13 protein-coding genes are annotated in these 16,979 nt (G+C 72.1%); 10 read left to right on the forward strand and 3 right to left on the reverse strand.

What is annotated here, in order from left to right; genetic code table 11:
• Positions 1-51: 51 nt before the first annotated feature.
• From EDD92_RS15440 to EDD92_RS15450, 3 genes are read left to right on the forward strand one after another with little or no spacing between them, the layout of a single operon-like run.
• Entirely contained in the window at positions 52-1,731 is a 1,680-nt protein-coding gene (locus EDD92_RS15440; protein ID WP_185124026.1) for a 5'-methylthioadenosine/S-adenosylhomocysteine nucleosidase, read from the forward strand.
• Positions 1,728-4,715: a DEAD/DEAH box helicase gene (locus tag EDD92_RS15445; protein ID WP_123964851.1), complete on the forward strand. Its 2,988-nt coding sequence runs from the start codon at positions 1,728-1,730 to the stop codon at positions 4,713-4,715. Before EDD92_RS15440 ends, EDD92_RS15445 begins: the two co-directional genes overlap by 4 nt.
• Complete coding sequence (locus EDD92_RS15450) at positions 4,712-5,947, forward strand: hypothetical protein (RefSeq protein ID WP_123964852.1); 1,236 nt, start codon at positions 4,712-4,714, stop codon at positions 5,945-5,947. Before EDD92_RS15445 ends, EDD92_RS15450 begins: the two co-directional genes overlap by 4 nt.
• 9 nt (positions 5,948-5,956) lie before the next feature.
• On the opposite strand, the gene EDD92_RS15455 is transcribed toward EDD92_RS15450, so the two are convergent.
• A complete protein-coding gene (locus EDD92_RS15455) occupies positions 5,957-6,616 on the reverse strand; it encodes a pirin family protein (RefSeq protein ID WP_123964853.1) in 660 nt (219 codons plus the stop codon).
• A 74-nt stretch (positions 6,617-6,690) separates the two neighbouring features.
• Here EDD92_RS15455 and fasR point away from each other — a divergent pair, with 74 nt between their 5' ends.
• From fasR to fabF, 5 genes are all read left to right on the forward strand, one after another.
• On the forward strand, positions 6,691-7,896 hold the full coding sequence (fasR, locus tag EDD92_RS15460) for a fatty acid biosynthesis transcriptional regulator FasR (protein ID WP_123964854.1): 1,206 nt from the start codon (positions 6,691-6,693) through the stop codon (positions 7,894-7,896).
• Between the two features lie 89 nt (positions 7,897-7,985).
• A complete protein-coding gene (locus EDD92_RS15465; RefSeq protein ID WP_123964855.1) occupies positions 7,986-8,903 on the forward strand; it encodes an ACP S-malonyltransferase in 918 nt (305 codons plus the stop codon).
• Between the two features lie 21 nt (positions 8,904-8,924).
• On the forward strand, positions 8,925-9,926 hold the full coding sequence (locus tag EDD92_RS15470; protein WP_123964856.1) for a ketoacyl-ACP synthase III: 1,002 nt from the start codon (positions 8,925-8,927) through the stop codon (positions 9,924-9,926).
• A gap of 108 nt (positions 9,927-10,034) precedes the next feature.
• Positions 10,035-10,283, forward strand: a complete 249-nt coding sequence (locus EDD92_RS15475; protein WP_030931809.1) for an acyl carrier protein — start codon at positions 10,035-10,037, stop codon at positions 10,281-10,283.
• Positions 10,284-10,362: 79 nt separating this feature from the next.
• Complete coding sequence (gene fabF, locus EDD92_RS15480; protein WP_099928643.1) at positions 10,363-11,634, forward strand: beta-ketoacyl-ACP synthase II; 1,272 nt, start codon at positions 10,363-10,365, stop codon at positions 11,632-11,634.
• A 154-nt stretch (positions 11,635-11,788) separates the two neighbouring features.
• On the opposite strand, the gene EDD92_RS15485 is transcribed toward fabF, so the two are convergent.
• On the reverse strand, positions 11,789-12,283 hold the full coding sequence (locus EDD92_RS15485) for a DUF3145 domain-containing protein (protein WP_123964857.1): 495 nt from the start codon (positions 12,281-12,283) through the stop codon (positions 11,789-11,791).
• A 266-nt stretch (positions 12,284-12,549) separates the two neighbouring features.
• Here EDD92_RS15485 and EDD92_RS15490 point away from each other — a divergent pair, with 266 nt between their 5' ends.
• Together EDD92_RS15490 and EDD92_RS15495 are read left to right on the forward strand one after the other, a co-directional pair.
• Positions 12,550-13,437: an SGNH/GDSL hydrolase family protein gene (locus EDD92_RS15490; RefSeq protein ID WP_123964858.1), complete on the forward strand. Its 888-nt coding sequence runs from the start codon at positions 12,550-12,552 to the stop codon at positions 13,435-13,437.
• Between the two features lie 46 nt (positions 13,438-13,483).
• Positions 13,484-14,458 (forward strand): aldose epimerase family protein, encoded by a 975-nt coding sequence (locus EDD92_RS15495; protein ID WP_123964859.1) that lies wholly within the window; start codon positions 13,484-13,486, stop codon positions 14,456-14,458.
• Positions 14,459-14,534: 76 nt separating this feature from the next.
• Here the strand turns inward: EDD92_RS15495 and EDD92_RS15500 are convergent, their stop codons facing one another.
• On the reverse strand, positions 14,535-16,979 hold the full coding sequence (locus EDD92_RS15500; RefSeq protein ID WP_123964860.1) for a beta-glucosidase: 2,445 nt from the start codon (positions 16,977-16,979) through the stop codon (positions 14,535-14,537).

The raw sequence follows: 16,979 nt of genomic DNA on the forward strand, positions 1-16,979 counted from the left end.
AACTCCCTTGTGTGCAAGGCCATTTGCCTGTCGAGGGAGGGAACGGATCACGTGCCGCCCACGGTCGTCGTGCTGACGGCACTGTCGCTCGAGTTCCAGGCCGTACGCCGCCATCTGTCGCACGTCCGCGAGGTCGAGCATCCGCAGGGCACCCTCTTCGACGTGGGCCGGGTGCCGGGGCTGGCCTGGCAGGTGGCGCTCGTCGAGATCGGCGACGGCAACACGGGCGCGGCGGCGCTCACCGAGCGGGCGATCGCGTTCTTCGAGCCCGCCGCGGTGTTCTTCGTCGGAGTCGCCGGCTCCCTGCGCGAGGACATCGCACTGGGCGACGTGGTGGTGGCCAGCAAGGTCTATCTGCACCACGGCGGCAAGGAGGGCGACGACGGCTTCCGCGCCCGCCCGCGCGCCTGGGAGCCACGGCACGACGTGGAGCAGCGGGTGCGCCGGGCCGTGCGCGAGGATCCCCGGGTGCACTTCAAGCCCCTCGTCGCGGGGGACGTCGTACTGAACTCCCGGACGTCCCCTCTCGCCGAGCTGATCGAGCGCAGCTACAACGACGCCGTCGCCATCGACATGGAGAGCGCGGGCATGGCACAGGCCGCGCACCTCAACGACATACCGGTGCTGGCCGTGCGCGGCATCAGCGACTTCGCGGACGGCGGCAAAGCGGTCACGGACGCAAAGGGCTCGCAGCCGGTGGCCGCCCGGAACGCGGCCTCCGTGGCCCTCCGCCTCCTGCGCACGCTGCCGCTGCCCCGTACCCGGCCCGAACCTGCCGACCCCCCGCACACACCGGCGGTCGTGGTGGCCTCCCCGCCGGCCGAGGGCCCCCACGACACGGCGGAGTGGCGCGGCGGGGCCGTCGTCGCCGTGGACGGGGAGAAGTGCTTGCTGCACGACGGCCCCGACGACCTGCTGGCCGAGACCGCCTCGTCCGACCACTCCGTCGTACGGCGGCAGGCGCTCGCCCATGTGCTGCCCGCACCCGGCCGCGCCTCCCGCTTCGTATGGCTGCGGCAGGTCCTGGCGTTGTACGACGGCCCGCAGGCCGAGGCGGCACTGCGGGCGCTGTCGGACGAGCACGGCCTGCTGCGGCGGCTGGGCCGCGGGCGGGACGTGGTGCACTACGGGCGGCGCGGCGGCACCGCGACCCTCGCCCTCGAGTGGCCGCTGTCCCGGCGCTCCGGCACACCCTGCGAGACCCTCGCCGCGCTGATGGGGGACGGCTCCGAGCCCCTCGACGCCTGGCGCTCGCACCACGCGTTGCGGGGCCTGGTCTCCGCCTGCGGGATCCTGAGCCGGCTGCACGAGAAGGGGCTCACCCACCGCGCACTGCAGCCCACCGCGCTGGTGCTGGACGACGACGGTCGGCTGCTGCTGCGCGATCTCGGCCTGGCGGCGACCGCACCCGTGCCGGGCGAGGCACCCGGCCCGTACCAGGCCCCGGAGCAGGGGCTCGGCCGCCGCGGCCGGGCGGGCGGGGCGGGCGCGGCCACGGACGTCTACCGAATCGGCGCGCTCGTCCACCGTCTCCTCAGCGGAGCCCCTCCGGTGCCAGGGATGCCGTCGGCCCTCCGCAGGGCCGGGGAGCCCCTGCCCGTGCCCGCCGTCGAGACCGTCGAAGCCGCGCTCTCCCCCGACCCGCGGGTCCGTCCCGATCTGCGCGGGCTGACGGCCGCGCTGCGCATCCTGAGCGACGGTCTCGCCGGCCTGGCCCGAGAGGAGCAGTGAGAGATCCCTTGCCCTTCGCCACCCTCGACCTGGCGCGCCCCGTGGTGCTGGTGCCCGGCAGCTCCCTGGAGAGACAACTGCGCGACAAGGCGCGCCTGCATCCGGGGCTGCCGTCCGCCGTGGGGCGGATCGCCCAGGACCTGAGCGCCCTCAAAAACGGCGTGCCCGCCCGGATCCAGGAGGGCGGCGGCGGACGCGACGCCAGCCTGCTGGTGCACACGGCCGCTTACCGGCTGCGGCTGTATCCGACAAACCGCAGGGACGGCTACCGCCTGGCCGGCATCGACCCGGTGCGGCTGCGTGACCACAACGAACTCACCAGGTCCTGCCTGCTGGTGCGGCCGCCGCAGTGGCAGCTCGTGCTGGAGCTGCGCGAGATACCGCACGGCTCCGATGGCGGCTGGGACGAGTTGTGCCGGGCCTGGCAGCGGCTGGGCACCGTGCCCGCCGCGCACCGGGAGACGGCGGCGCCGAGTCCGGCGCAGTCCGCCTTCCTCGACACCGTCGGACAACTCGTCGACGCCACCCAGCGGATCACCACCCGGGAGGAACGGCGCGACGGCCCCTACCCGTACGCCTCGGTCGCCGCGACCGGCGGGCAGCGCCACAGCCGCCGCGCCGTGTACGGGTTCCGGCTCGCCGTTCCCGACGCGCCACACGAGGGTGCCTTCGTGGAGGTGCGCGGGCAGGCCGAGATGCGCGGCCAGGTCACGCGCGCGGACGGCGGTCTTGTCACCGTCCGCTTCGACCAGCCGGTGTCCTGGAAGGACATACCGCAGCAGGGTGAGCTCGCCGTGACGCCGAGTTCGGTCGTCTTCGACAAGCAGCGGGAGGCGGTGACCCTGCTCAGGCACGGGGAGAGCCGCAACCCGCGGCTGCTGCCCGCGCTGGTGGAGCACCGGGTGCGCGAGATCCGGCCCGCGTCCGTCGCGCCGGCCGAGACGCTGGACGCCGATCAGCTGACCGCGTTCCGCAAGGCCCTCGCCACAGACGACGTGCTGGTGGTCCTCGGCCCGCCCGGCACCGGCAAGACCCGCACCATCACCCAGATCGCACACGCCTGCGCGACCGGCCGGGCCGGCGGCACGGACGACGACGCGAGCGGCCGGGTCCTGGTCACCTCGCACACCAACCGCGCGGTGGACAACGTCCTGGCAAAGCTGCCCGACGACCTGGTGGTGGTCCGCGTGGGCAACGAGGGCAAGGTCCACGAAGACGGCCGCGCCTATCTGCTGGACCGCCAGGTCAACGATCTGGCCGGGGTCGTCGGAAACGCCATGGCCCTGCGCGAGGAGCGGTTCGCCCAGGTCGACATCGCCCGTGCCTGGGCCGACGAACTGGCGAAGGAACTGGATCGGCTCGACGCACTGTCGGCCGCGGAGGCTGCCGCGGCCGCGGAACTCGACGCGGCCCGGCGCGCCGCCGGCGGCCCGGCACAGGAACGGCTGGACGCCCTGGCCTCCCGCCGCGACACCGAGCGGGGCGAACGGGAGCAGGTGGCACACGCCGTCACGCAGGAGGCCGCCAAGTACCGCCGCGCGCAGGAGCGTTCGGGGGGCCGGATGCTCGGCGGGCTGTTCCGCGGCCTGGCCCGCCGCCGGCAGGAGCGACTCGACGCGCTGCGGACCCGGGAGGCGGATCTGCGTGCCGCGCTCGCCGCCGCCGACACCGCCATCGCCGAGGCCCGCCGGGAACTGGAGCGACTCACGCGCGAGGACCCCGCCGTGCGCCGTGCCGAACAGGTCAGGAGACAGACCGCCGACGACCGTACGGACTGCCTCCGACGCGCGGGCCACGCTGCCCGGCAGGCGGTCTCCGCCGCCGCCCACCTGGACACCCCGCCCCCACTGGGCGGGGCCCCGGAGCGCGACGAACTGCGGGCGCTGAACAGCTGGTTGGGCCGGCGGCTCCCGGTTCTCGCCGCCCGGAAGCAGCTCGCCTCCGAATGGCGGGCCGCCATCGCGGCCGAACCGGAGCAGCTCGTCCCCGAGTTCATCCGCTACGCCCATGTCGTCGGCGCCACCTGCATCGGCACGGCCTCGCGGCCCGAACTGTCCGGCATCGACTTCGACCTGGCCATCGTCGACGAGGCGGGCCAGATCGGCATCGCCGACGCCCTCGTACCTCTCGTACGGGCGCGACGCGGAGTGCTCGTCGGCGACCACAAGCAGCTTCCGCCGTTCCTCGACACCGAAGTGGCCGACTGGGGCCAGGGCATCGCCTCGGCCGAGCTGCGCGAACTGATGGCCAAGAGCGCGTTGGAACGGCTGGTCGACGGGCTGCCGTCCTCGCACGTCGTCCAGCTGAGCGTGCAGCGCCGCATGCCCGTCGAGATCGCCGGCTTCGTCTCGTCGGCCTTCTACGGCAACCAGCTGCACACCGAGAAGGACCACACCCACCACGATCCGCTGTTCGACAGCCCGATCGCCTTCGTGGACACCGGGGAGCTGCCGGCCCGTGAACGGCAGGAGTCCTCGGGCCGGCGGGCCCAGGAGTCCTTCGGCCGCACCGGGGTCCTCAATCGCTGCGAGGCGCGGCTGCTCGCGCGGCTCGCGGCCTTCTACCACCGGCACGGCGGCGACTGGACGGTCATCGTGCCCTACCGCGCTCAGGTCACCGCGGTGGTGGCCGAGGTGACCCGGCTCATCGGGGACGCCCAGCGCGCCGCGGCCTCGGTCGGCACGGTCGATTCCTTCCAGGGCGGCGAGCGCGAGGTGATCCTCTACGGCTTCACCCGCAGCAACGCCGAGGGCCGCATAGGCTTCCTGAAGGAACTGCGCCGCGCCAACGTCGCCTTCACCCGGGCCCAGCGCCAGCTCGTCCTCGTCGGCGACCTCGGCACCCTGCTGCGCGCCGACGACCCGGACTTCCGCACGCTCGCCCAGAGCCTGCACGAGCACATCAGGAGCTGCGGCGACATCCGGTCCCACCGCGACGTGCTGGCACGGCTGGGACGGCCGGCGCCGGAAGGAGACGGAGCATGAACGACGGACGGCGGCTGATGCCGTTCCCGCCGGAACGCGTCCTGGAGGATGCCGCCGTCGAGCGGGGGCTCAAACCGACGAGGTTGCACGCCCTGCTGCTGCCGGTGTGGCGCGTCGAGATCCGGGCCACGGTCACCGAGGGCGAGGACTTCCATCTCATCGACCGCTTCCTGGAGCGCGGTCTGGCCCACGGCGGTCTGGACACCGTCGCCGAGCTGGCCGGGTTCTTCGCCCTTGAGGAGCCGCTGGTCGCCCAGGCCGTCCGCTTCCTGAGCAACACCGGCCACATCGAGGAGCGCGCCGGCAGACTTGCCCTGACGCCGCTCGGCCTGCGCTCCGTCCAGGACGACCGGCGCTACGTCGTCACCCGCGAGGACCGTCGCAAGCTCTACTTCGAGGCCCTCACCTGCGCCCCGCTGGCCCGGACCCACTACGACGAACGCACGGTCACCATGCTGTCGGGCGACGCTCTGCATCAGGCCGTGAACGGCAGGCAGTACCCGCGCTTCACGCCGGTGTACCCCACGTCCGGCTTCGACGACCGGGCGCTGGACCGGCTCACCCGGAACACCGGCGGCAAGGAGCGCGACCGGCTCAATCTGCCTGCCGCGCTCGATGACGTACAGAACCTGGGCGGCGAGGAGCTGGTGTTCCTGCCGGTCCAGGTGGTGCGCGGGCTGCGGGCGAACGGCCGCCCGGGGCTCCTCGTCTACGGCCAGGCGGGCGCCGAACCCGACCAGGACCTCACGGCCGTCTGCGAGCGGGCCGAGCATGTGTTCACCGCGATCGAGACCGAGGAGCGGGAGGCGGAGCGCGGCGAGGCGGGCCGCAGAGCCGCGGAGAAGTGGCTGGAGGACAACGGACTGGGCACCCACAGTGCGCAGCGCCGCTCCGACGGCACGTACTCGGTGGAGCTCCCGCCGTCGGCGTTCGGCGACGACGGCGTCCCGCTCACCCGGGTCGGTTCCTACACCGTGCGCGGCTCCAGTTTCTTCCACGTGTGGTGCTCGAGCGAGAACCTGCGCAAGCTTGCGCTCCTGGAGCGGCTGGACCTGCGTCTCGGCGCCGTGCGACGCATCGACCGCGCGGCGGCCGAGGCCCTCGCGGACCGGCTGGCCCGGCAGCTGGAGCTGGACGTGCCCGACCTGTGGCAGCTGCGCAAGGGCGCGGAGAACACGGGCCGCGAGGCTCTGGCCGCCCAACTGGAGCGCCTGACCCGCCCCGAGGCCTGAGAGGGCGGCCTAGGCCCTGTCCGTCATCTCCCAGACCAGCAGCTCCGCATCGGTCAGGGCCGTTGTCTCCAGGTCCTTGGCGTCGGTGACACGCGCCGCGTCGCCCGGCCCCAACTCCTCGCCCTCCAGGCGTAGTTCACCGCGTACGACGTGGACGTAGACATGGCGGCCGTCCGGGACCGCCGTGCGCTCCCCCGCGCCCAGGCGCCGTACGTGGAGCATCGCGCCCGCCTCCGGGACCGCGTACGGCGTCGAGTCGGCGATGCCGTGGACGATCTCGTATGCGGGGGCGCCGCCGGGCTCGCGGGGGGCCAGCCACATCTGGACGAAGGTCAGGGGCCGGTCGCCGTCGTTGCGCTCCACGTGCCGTACGCCCGCCGCCGAGCTCAGCCGCTGGACGTCGCCGGGGCGGACCGTCGTCTCGTGGCCGGCGGAGTCGCGGTGGGTCAGCTCACCCTCGACCACCCACGTCACGATCTCGGTGTGGCTGTGCGGGTGTTCGTCGAAGCCGGCGCCGGGAGCGAGACGCTCCTCGTTGCAGGCGATCACCGCACCGAAGCGGAGGTTTTCCGGGTCGTAGTGCGGGCCGAAGGAGAAGGCGTGCCACGACTCGATGCCGGCTGCCGGGTCGCCGCCTGGATAGCGCTCCGCAGCGCGCCGTACGTCCATCACGAACTCCACGGTAGCCCTCAGCCTGCACCCGGCGACGCACACTCCCGTCCGGATAAGGCAGTCTTGTCCCCGTGCCCGAACCCGAAACGAGCAAGCCCGAAGCCGCCGCGCCCGGCGTCCACCAGCATGCCGCGACCCTGAAGCGACTGGAGAAGTCCTCCGGTTCTCTCGCCGCGCAGGCCATCGCACGCATGGACGAGACGCTGCCGTGGTACCGGGCGATGCCCCCGGAGAACCGTTCCTGGATCGGGTTGGTCGCCCAGGCCGGTATCGCCGCCTTCACCGAGTGGTTCCGGCATCCTGACGCCCCGCAGGCCATCTCCACGGATGTGTTCGGGACCGCGCCCCGCGAGCTGACCAGGGCGATCACGCTGCGGCAGACCGTGGAGATGGTGCGCACCACCATCGAGGTCATGGAGTCCGCCATCGACGAGGTGGCGGCACCCGGCGACGAGAACGTGCTGCGCGAGGCGCTGCTCGTGTACGCCCGGGAGATCGCCTTCGCCACCGCCCAGGTGTACGCCCAGGCCGCCGAGGCACGGGGTGCCTGGGACGCGCGGCTGGAGTCTCTTGTCGTCAATGCCGTGCTGAGCGGGGAGGCCGACGAAGGCGCCGTCAGCAGGGCCGCCGCCCTGGGGTGGAACGCACCCGAGCATGTGTGTGTCGTCCTCGGGACCGCCCCCGACGGGGACTCCGAGCTGACGGTGGAGGCGATCCGGCGGGCCGCCCGGCACGCCAAGCTGCAGGTGCTCACTGGGGTGCTCGGGGACCGGCTCGTCGTCATCGCCGGTGGCAGCGACAACCCGATCGGCGTGGCCAAGTCGCTGATCGGGCCGTATGCGGCCGGGCCCGTGGTGGCCGGGCCCGTGGTGGCCGATCTGCTGGCCGCGACCCGGTCCGCGCAGGCCGCGGCAGCCGGGCTGAAGGCGTGTTCTGCCTGGCAGGACGCCCCGCGGCCGGTGCTGGCGGACGATCTGCTGCCGGAGCGCGCGATCGCCGGTGACCCCAGTGCGCGCGAGCAGCTGGTGGAGGAGATCTACAGACCGCTGGAGGAGGCCGGCTCGGCGCTTCTGGAGACGCTCTCCGTCTATCTCGAGCAGGCGAGCAGCCTGGAGGGAGCGGCCCGGATGCTCTTCGTTCACCCGAACACCGTGCGCTACCGGCTCCGACGTGTGACTGACGTCACCGGCTGGTCGCCTTCCGATGTACGCTCCGCCTTCACGCTGCGGATCGCGCTGATCCTGGGGCGTCTGGCCGATGGAGATCTTCCGGCCTAGCCTTTTGTCGGGGGTCCACAAAACCCCCTCGTGTTCTTCGTCCCTGTCCCCACGGGCGGCCTTGGCCGTCCACAAGAGAGAGTGTGAGAGTGCTCGTACTCGTCGCTCCCGGCCAGGGCGCCCAGACGCCCGGCTTCCTGACTCCCTGGCTCGAACTGCCCGGCTCCGCCGACCGCGTCGCCGCCTGGTCGGACGCCATCGGACTGGACCTCGCCCACTACGGCACGAAGGCCGACGCGGAGGAGATCCGCGACACCGCCGTGGCCCAGCCGCTGCTCGTCGCCGCCGGCCTCCTGTCCGCCGCGGCACTCGGTGCCGTCACACCGGGCGCCGTCGCGGGCCACAGCGTCGGCGAGATCACCGCCGCCGCCTTCGCGGGCATCCTCGACGACACCTCCGCGCTCACCCTCGTACGCAAGCGGGGTCTGGCCATGGCCGATGCCGCCGCGATCACCGAGACGGGGATGTCGGCGCTGCTCGGCGGCGACCCCGAGGTGTCGGTCGCGCATCTGGAGAGGCTGGGTCTGACCCCGGCGAACGTGAACGGCGCGGGCCAGATCGTCGCCGCGGGCACGCTGGAGCAGCTCGCCGTGCTGAACGAGGACAAGCCCGAGGGCGTCCGCAAGGTCGTCCCGCTGAAGGTCGCCGGCGCCTTCCACACGCACCACATGGCGCCCGCCGTCGACGCGCTGGCGAAGGCCGCCGCCGAACTGGCCCCCGCCGACCCGAAGTTCACGTACGTGTCCAACAAGGACGGGCAGACGGTCGCGACCGGCGCCGAGGTGCTACAGCGCCTGGTCGGCCAGGTCGCCAACCCGGTCCGCTGGGACCTGTGCATGGAGACCTTCAAGGAGCTCGGCGCGACCGCCCTCATCGAGGTCTCCCCCGGCGGCACACTGGTGGGCCTGGCCAAGCGCGCGCTGCCGGGTGTGAAGACGCTCGCGCTGAAGACCCCCGACGACCTCGACGCGGCCCGCGAGCTCATCACTGAGCACGCCAACGCCTGACATCCAAGGAGCCGTACGAACATGTCGAAGATCAAGCCCAGCAAGGGCGCCCCGTACGCGCGCATCCTCGGTGTGGGCGGCTACCGCCCGACCCGGGTCGTGCCGAACGAGGTGATCCTCGAAACGATCGACTCGTCCGACGAGTGGATCCGTTCGCGCTCCGGCATCGAGACCCGGCACTGGGCCTCCGACGAGGAGACCGTCGCCGCGATGTCGATCGAGGCGTCCGGCAAGGCGATCGCCGACGCCGGGATCTCCGCCGAGCAGATCGGCGGCGTGATCGTCTCGACCGTCTCGCACTTCAAGCAGACTCCCGCCGTCGCAACGGAGATCGCCGACAAACTCGGCACCAACAAGGCCGCCGCGTTCGACATCTCCGCGGGCTGCGCGGGCTTCGGCTACGGCCTCACGCTCGCCAAGGGCATGATCGTCGAGGGCAGCGCGGAGTACGTCCTCGTCATCGGCGTGGAGCGGCTGTCCGACCTCACCGACCTGGAGGACCGCGCGACGGCCTTCCTGTTCGGCGACGGCGCGGGCGCGGTCGTGGTCGGACCCTCCCCGGAGCCGGCGATCGGCCCGACCGTGTGGGGCTCCGAGGGCGACAAGTCCGAGACGATCAAGCAGACCGTGCCGTGGACGGACTACCGCGAAGGCTCGGTCGCCAAGTTCCCTGCGATCACGCAGGAGGGCCAGGCGGTGTTCCGCTGGGCCGTGTTCGAGATGGCGAAGGTCGCCCAGCAGGCGCTGGACGCGGCCGGGATCACCCCGGACGACCTGGACGTCTTCATTCCCCACCAGGCCAACGAGCGGATCATCGACTCGATGGTGAAGACGCTGAAACTGCCGGAGCACGTCACGGTCGCGCGTGACGTACGCACCACCGGCAACACCTCGGCCGCCTCGATTCCGCTCGCCATGGAGCGGCTTCTGGCGACCGGTGAGGCGAAGAGCGGCGACACCGCGCTCGTCATCGGCTTCGGGGCGGGTCTCGTGTACGCCGCGACGGTCGTTACCCTCCCCTAGGCACTCCGTGCCGGATCATCATCGGATCCGGTGCGGAAAGCACTGCAACACCTGCCGCTGACGCGGCGGGCGCCACACCCTCTGGATTACTACGAAGGAGCGCCTGACATGGCCGCCACTCAGGAAGAGATCGTCGCCGGTCTCGCCGACATCGTGAACGAGATCGCCGGCATCCCGGTTGAGGACGTCCAGCTGGACAAGTCCTTCACCGACGACCTGGACGTCGACTCGCTGTCCATGGTCGAGGTCGTCGTCGCCGCCGAAGAGCGCTTCGACGTCAAGATCCCGGACGAGGATGTCAAGAACCTCAAGACGGTCGGCGACGCGACCAACTACATCCTCAAGCACCAGGCCTGAGCCTTCTAGGCCCGGCTGCATTGCCCCGCCACCCGGCGGTGGCGCCGCTGAATCCCGATCCGTTGGAGAAAGAATTCCCGTGAGCCCGACCAATCGCACCGTGGTCGTCACCGGTATCGGCGCAACCACACCGCTGGGTGGCGACGCAGCCTCTACCTGGGAGGGCCTGATCGCCGGCAAGTCCGGCGTGAAGCCCCTGGAGCAGGAGTGGGCCGCCGAGCAGGCGGTCCGTATCGCCGCACCGGTCGCCGTGGAGCCCACCGAGGTCATCCCACGGCCGCAGGCCCGCCGCCTGGACCGCTCGGCGCAGTTCGCGCTGATCGCGGCCAAGGAGGCCTGGGCGGACGCCGGTTTCACCGAGAAGGCCGGTGACGATGCGAGCATCGACCCGGACCGTCTCGGCGCCGTCATCGCCTCCGGCATCGGCGGGGTGACAACCCTGCTCGACCAGTACGACGTGCTCAAGGAGAAGGGCGTACGCCGCGTCTCCCCGCACACCGTCCCCATGCTGATGCCGAACAGCCCCTCCGCCAACGTGGGTCTCCTCGTGGGCGCCCGTGCGGGCGTGCACACCCCGGTCTCCGCCTGCGCGTCGGGCGCCGAGGCCATCGGCTACGCCATCGAGATGATCCGCACAGGCCGCGCCGACGTCGTCGTCGCGGGTGGCACGGAGGCGGCCATCCACCCGCTCCCCATCGCCGCGTTCGGCAACATGATGGCGATGTCCAAGAACAACGACGACCCGCAGGGCGCCTCGCGTCCCTACGACGTCGCCCGTGACGGCTTCGTCCTCGGCGAGGGCGCCGGCGTCCTCGTCCTGGAGTCCGCCGAGCACGCCGCCAAGCGCGGTGCCCGCGTGTACGCGGAGGCGGTCGGCCAGGGCATCTCCGCCGACAGCCACGACATCGTGCAGCCGGAGCCCGAGGGCCGCGGCATCTCGCACGCCCTGCAGAACCTGCTGGAGCGCACCGACCTGGACCCGGCGGAGATCGTGCACGTCAACGCGCACGCCACCTCGACGCCGGCCGGTGACGTGGCCGAGCTCAAGGCGCTGCGGAAGGTGTTCGGCGACGACGCGGACCACATGGCGGTCTCCGCGACCAAGTCGATGACCGGTCATCTGCTGGGTGGTGCGGGCGGTGTCGAGTCCGTCGCGACGATCCTTGCCCTGTACCACCGCGTTGCTCCGCCGACCATCAATGTCGAGAACCTCGACCCTGAGGCGGAGGCGGCGGCGGACATCGTCCGCGGGGAGGCCCGCAAGCTGCCCGTTGAGGGCCGTATTGCGGCCCTCAACGACTCCTTCGGGTTCGGTGGGCACAACGTGGTTCTTGCGTTCCGCACGGTCTGAGAATTGCTGTGAACGACGTGTGGCCCGCACCCCGGGTGGGGAGCGGGCCACACGTCGTTCGTCGTCTGCGGGTTTGTGGGGGCTGGTCGCGCCCACGCGGCGGAGCCGCATATCGATACAGCCCCGCGCCCCTGAAAGCCAAAAGCAGCGCGGCTCACACGACCTGATGCAGCCAGCGCACCGGGGCTCCCTCTCCCGCATACCGGAACGGCTCCAACTCGTCGTCCCAGGGCTTGCCGAGGAGTTTGGTGATCTCGGACTCCAGTTCCGTCTCGCCCTGCTGTGAGCGGGCCAGGGCGGCGCGGAGGCGGTCCTCGGGGATGAGGATGTCGCCGTGGATGCCGGTGACGGCGTGGAAGATGCCGAGGTCGGGGGTGCAGCTGTAGCGTTCGCCCTCCGCGGTGGGGCAGGGCTCGGCGGTGACCTCGAAGCGCAGGAGGTGCCAGCCGCGCAGCGCCGAGGCGAGCTTGGACGCCGTGCCGACCTCGCCCTGCCAGGAGAACTCCGAGCGCCAGGTGCCGGGTGCGGCGGGCTGCCGGATCCAGTCGAGGTTGACGCGTGTGCCGAGCACCCCGGCGACGGCCCACTCGACGTGCGGGCACAGCGCGCGCGGCGCGGAGTGCACGTACAGAACCCCACGTGTCGTCACCGGGACCTCCGGGCAGAGCAGGACAATCTGGCGAACTGGCGGACGGCCGTGGCCGGGCGGCCACGTTGATGGCGAGGCTACCGTGCGGCGGCGCAAGGAGTGTGACGTACCGTCGGTCCCGAGGCGCTGAAACGTCCGCCATTCACCCGGCAGGACGCTTGTACGGGTGTGAACCGTTGCATGGTGCGTGGATCGGGAACTCTCGCGCGTTGTTATGGGGTGACACATCCGTACGTAGACGGACTCAGCGAGGGGATAACCGGCGTATGCGGAAGCCAAGCCACCGTTCACGGACCGTTCTCGCCGCCGTGGCGGCGGCCGTCCTGGGTGTCGCCGGCTGCGACGCCGTCGGTGGCAACTCCGCCGGGCCGACGGGCGCCAAGGCGCACAGCGCGAAGCCCGCGCCGGCGTGGGACGTGAGCCCCCGTTCGATCGCGGCGGTCGGCGACTCCATCACGCGCGGCTTCGACGCCTGCACGGTCCTGTCGGACTGCCCGGAGGTGTCCTGGGCGACCGGCAGCAGCGCCAAGGTCGACAGCCTCGCCGTACGGCTGCTGGGGAAGGCGCAGGCCGCCGAGCGCAGCTGGAACTACGCGGTGACCGGGGCGCGCATGGCGGACCTGCCGGGCCAGATGGCGCAGGCGGTGACCCGCAGGCCGCAGTTGGTGACGGTGATGGCGGGGGCGAACGACGCCTGCCGGGCCAGCACCGCCGCCATGACCTCGGTGGAGAGCTTCCGCGCGGACTTCGAGGACGCGCTGGGCACCTTGCGCAGGTCGCTGCCGAAGACGCAGGTGTACGTGGCGAGCGTGCCGAACCTGAAGCGGCTGTGGTCGGAGGGCCGCACCAACCCGCTGGGCAAGCAGGTGTGGAAGCTCGGCATCTGCCCTTCCATGCTGGGCGACGCGGACGCGCTGGACTCGGCGGCGACGCTGCGGCGGGACACCGTGCAGAAGCGGGTGGAGGCGTACAACACGGTGCTCAGGGAGGTCTGCGCGAAGGACCGGCGGTGCCGGTTCGACGGGGGCGCGGTGTACGACTACCGGTTCGGCACGGCCCAGTTGAGCCAGTGGGACTGGTTCCATCCCAGTGTGAACGGGCAGGCGCGGCTGGCGGAGATCGCCTACCGGAAGGTCACGGGGAAGAAGGCGTGAGGAGCTGTGATCCGGGGCCACAGGGCCGTGACCTAAAGTTCCGCACATGAACGAACTCTTCGGCACACTTTCCGACGGCACCCCGGTTCACCGCTGGACCCTGGAGCGGGCCGGCGTGCGGTTCCGGATCCTGTCGTACGGCGGGATCGTGCAGTCGCTGGAGATCCCGGACCGGGACGGGCGGGCCGGGAACGTGGTGCTGGGGTTCGCGGACCTGGACGGCTATCTCACGCACCCGGAGCCGTACTTCGGCGCGCTCATCGGCCGGTACGCCAACCGGATCGCGGGCGGCCGCTTCCCGCTGGACGGGGTGACGTACGCGCTCGAGCAGAACACGCCGCCCAACTCCCTGCACGGCGGCGAGCGCGGCTTCGACAAGCGGGTGTGGGACGTGACGCCGGCCGGGGAGTACGGGGTACGCCTGAGCCGGGTCAGTGCGCATGGTGAGGAGGGCTTCCCGGGGCGGCTGGAGGTCTCGGCGACGTACACGCTCGACGAGTCCGGCGCGCTGCACATCGCGTACGAGGCGGTGACGGACGCGCCGACCGTGGTGAACCTGACGAACCACAGCTACTTCGACCTCGGCGGCTCGGGCAGTGCGGGCGGCCACGAACTGCGGCTCGCCGCCTCCCGCTACACCCCGGTCGACGCCGACCTGATCCCGACCGGCGAGCTCGCCGACGTGACGGGCACGCGCTTCGACTTCCGTCAGGCGCGGAAGGTCGGCGCCGGATACGACCACAACTTCGTGCTCGACGGCGGAGTGACCGAGACCGCCCGTGAGGTCGCCGAGCTCCACGACCCCGCGTCCGGCCGGGTCCTGACCGTGGCCACCACCGAGCCGGGCCTCCAGCTGTACACGGCGGACCACCTGTCCGCCCCCTTCGCCCCCGGCGACGGCATCGCGCTGGAGACCCAGCACTTCCCCGACTCGCCGAACCGCCCGGAGTTCCCGAGTACGGTGCTGCGTCCGGGCGGGGTGTTCAGGTCGGAGACGGTGTACGGCTTCGCCACCCGCTAGCCGCGGCAGAACGTACGACCCCGGCCCAGGGGTCAGGTCCCGGGCCGGGGCTGTTCGTGGGGAGACTTGTCCCGGATCAGACGTTAATCGTCGCGGTGAGGCGGCGGTCGGTGATCGAGCGGCTCACCTGGATCTCGTACGAACCCTTCACAAATGGCCATGAGTTCGTTGCCTCGTCCCAGACCTCGAAGGCGCGGCGGGGGACCTCGATGACTGCTTCCACCGTCTCGCCGGGGCCCGCCTCGACGCCCGCGAAGCCCGCCAGCCGGCGTGCCGGGCGGTCGGGGCCGGGCTCGGTCGGCGCCAGGTAGACCTGTACGACCTCCCGGCCCGCGCGCTCGCCGGAGTTGCGGACGCGGATCGTGGCGGTGGTGCCGTCGACCTCGACGGACTCATAGGTCCAGTCGGTGTAGCCGAGGCCGTGGCCGAAGGGGTACGTGGGGGTGCGGCCCTGCTTCTCCCAGGCCCGGTAGCCGATGAAGACGTCCTCGGTGTACGCGAGTTCGCCGCCCTCGGGCACGACCCGGGTGACCGGGGCGTCGGACAGGGAGCCCCAGGTGGTGGGCAGGCGGCCGCCCGGCTCGTACGCCCCGGTCAGCACGTCGGCGAGGGCCGCGCCGCCCTCCTGGCCGGGGAACCAGCTGAGCAGGACCGCGGCGACCTCCTCCCGCCACGGGAGCTCGACCGGGGAGCCGGAGTTGACGATCACGACGGTGTTCGGGTTGGCGGCGGCGACGGCGCGGACCAGGTCGTCCTGGCGGCCGGGGAGGGCGAGGTCCTTGCGGTCGAAGCCCTCCGACTCGACGCGGTCGGTGGTGGCGACCACGACGACGGCGGTGTCGGCGGCGCGGGCGGCCTCGACGGCCTCGGCGATCAGCTCGTCGGCGTCGCGCTGCGGCTCCTGGTGGGCGAGCGCGAAGGCGACGACCTTGAAGGGCGTCCCCTCGGGGAGTGCGATCACGTGGTGGAGGGAGACGTCGACAGGTTCACCCGCGGTCAGTTCGACCTCGGCGCGGGGCACGGGCGCGCCGAAGAACGCCTCGAAGGGGTCGCTGTCGTCGGCGGGGCGCTGGACGTCGTCGTAGTACGGGGTGCCGTCGACGGTGAGGGTGAAGGGGCCGGTGCCCTTGACGCCGAAGGTGTGGAGGCCGGTCTCGCGCGGGGTGAACGTGCCGGTCAGCTCGACGGTGTGGAGGTTCTCGTGGGTGACGCCCTCGGGGAGGTCGGTGCCCATCCACTGGATCTGGCCGTTGGGGGCGCCGCGGGTGCCGATGACCTCGCCGTCCGCGTCCCGGCACACCGCGCGCAGCTCGAAGCCCTTGTCGGCGACGGCCAGTTCGGTGTTCGGGTCGGCGCCGACGGCGTAGCTGAGGCTGCCCTCGGGGAGGGCGGCGGTGAGGCCGTCGAGCGGGGAGACGATCCGGTCCGGGAAGACGGTGGCCGAACCACCGCCCAGGACACGGGCGTCGCGGGCGGCGGCGCCGATGAGTGCGACGGTTCCGGGCCTGAGCGGGAGGGCGTCGTTCTCGTTGCGGACCAGAACGAAGGAGCGGCGGGCGATCTCGCGGGCCAGCGTCTCGCCGTCCACGGTCTCGGGCAGTTCGGTCACGGCGGGCTCGGCGGACTCCAGGGCGCCGACCCGGGCGGCGAGCCGCAGGACGTTGCGGACGGCCGCGTCGACCGTGGCCTCCTCGACCTCGCCGTCCCGCACTGCCTGGGCGAGCGCGGGACCGTAGACGGTCTGCGGGCCGGGCATGGCCACGTCCAGGCCGCCCTTGATGGCGGCGACCGTCGAGCGGGCGGCCATCCAGTCGGAGACGTTGTAGCCGTCGAAGCCCCACTCGCCGCGCAGCACGCCGTTCACGAGACGGGCGTGTTCGGTCATCGTCGTCCCGTTGACCGTGTTGTAGGCGGTCATGACGCCCCAGGGGCGGGCCTCGGCGACGATGATCTCGAAGGGCGCGAGGTACAGCTCGCGCAGGGCCCGCTCGCTCACCAGGTTGTTGACGGTGAAGCGGTCGGTCTCGGCGTCGTTGGCGACGAAGTGCTTGACGGTGGTGCCGACGCCGCCGGACTGGACGCCGCTCACATAGCCGGCGCCGATGCGTCCCGTCAGATACGGGTCCTCGCTGTAGGCCTCGAAGTGCCGCCCGCCGAGCGGGGACCGGTGGAGATTGACGGTCGGCGCGAGCAGCACGTGCACGCCCTTGCGCCGGGCCTCCTGGGCGAGCAGCGCGCCGGCGCGACGGGCCAGTCCCGGGTCCCAAGTGGCGGCGAGGGCGGTCGGGGAGGGCAGGGCGATGGAGGGGTCGTCGGCGGTCCAGCGCACGCCCCGCACCCCGATCGGGCCGTCGGACATGACGAGAGACTTAAGCCCGATCTCGGGCAGCGCGGGCAGCGACCACACGTCCTGCCCGGACAGCAGCCGGGCCTTCGCGTCCAGGTCCAGCTTGCCCAGCGCCGCCTCGACGGCGGCCTCGCGCGCCTGGTCGGCCGGAGAGGTGTCAGTGGTTCCCGCCAT

Origin of the sequence: Streptomyces sp. TLI_185, from assembly GCF_003814765.1 — a bacterium.
Lineage (GTDB): Bacteria > Actinomycetota > Actinomycetes > Streptomycetales > Streptomycetaceae > Streptomyces.

Bases quoted from the DNA above. Each gene is read 5' to 3' on its own strand.
- EDD92_RS15455 (WP_123964853.1), bottom strand. From the start codon at position 6,616: ATGGACGTACGGCGCGCTGCGGAGCGCTATCCAGGCGGCGACCCGGCA.
- EDD92_RS15450 (WP_123964852.1), top strand. From the start codon at position 4,712: ATGAACGACGGACGGCGGCTGATGCCGTTCCCGCCGGAACGCGTCCTG.
- EDD92_RS15500 (WP_123964860.1), bottom strand. From the start codon at position 16,979: ATGGCGGGAACCACTGACACCTCTCCGGCCGACCAGGCGCGCGAGGCC.
- EDD92_RS15470 (WP_123964856.1), top strand. From the start codon at position 8,925: ATGTCGAAGATCAAGCCCAGCAAGGGCGCCCCGTACGCGCGCATCCTC.
- EDD92_RS15495 (WP_123964859.1), top strand. From the start codon at position 13,484: ATGAACGAACTCTTCGGCACACTTTCCGACGGCACCCCGGTTCACCGC.
- EDD92_RS15475 (WP_030931809.1), top strand. From the start codon at position 10,035: ATGGCCGCCACTCAGGAAGAGATCGTCGCCGGTCTCGCCGACATCGTG.
- EDD92_RS15490 (WP_123964858.1), top strand. From the start codon at position 12,550: ATGCGGAAGCCAAGCCACCGTTCACGGACCGTTCTCGCCGCCGTGGCG.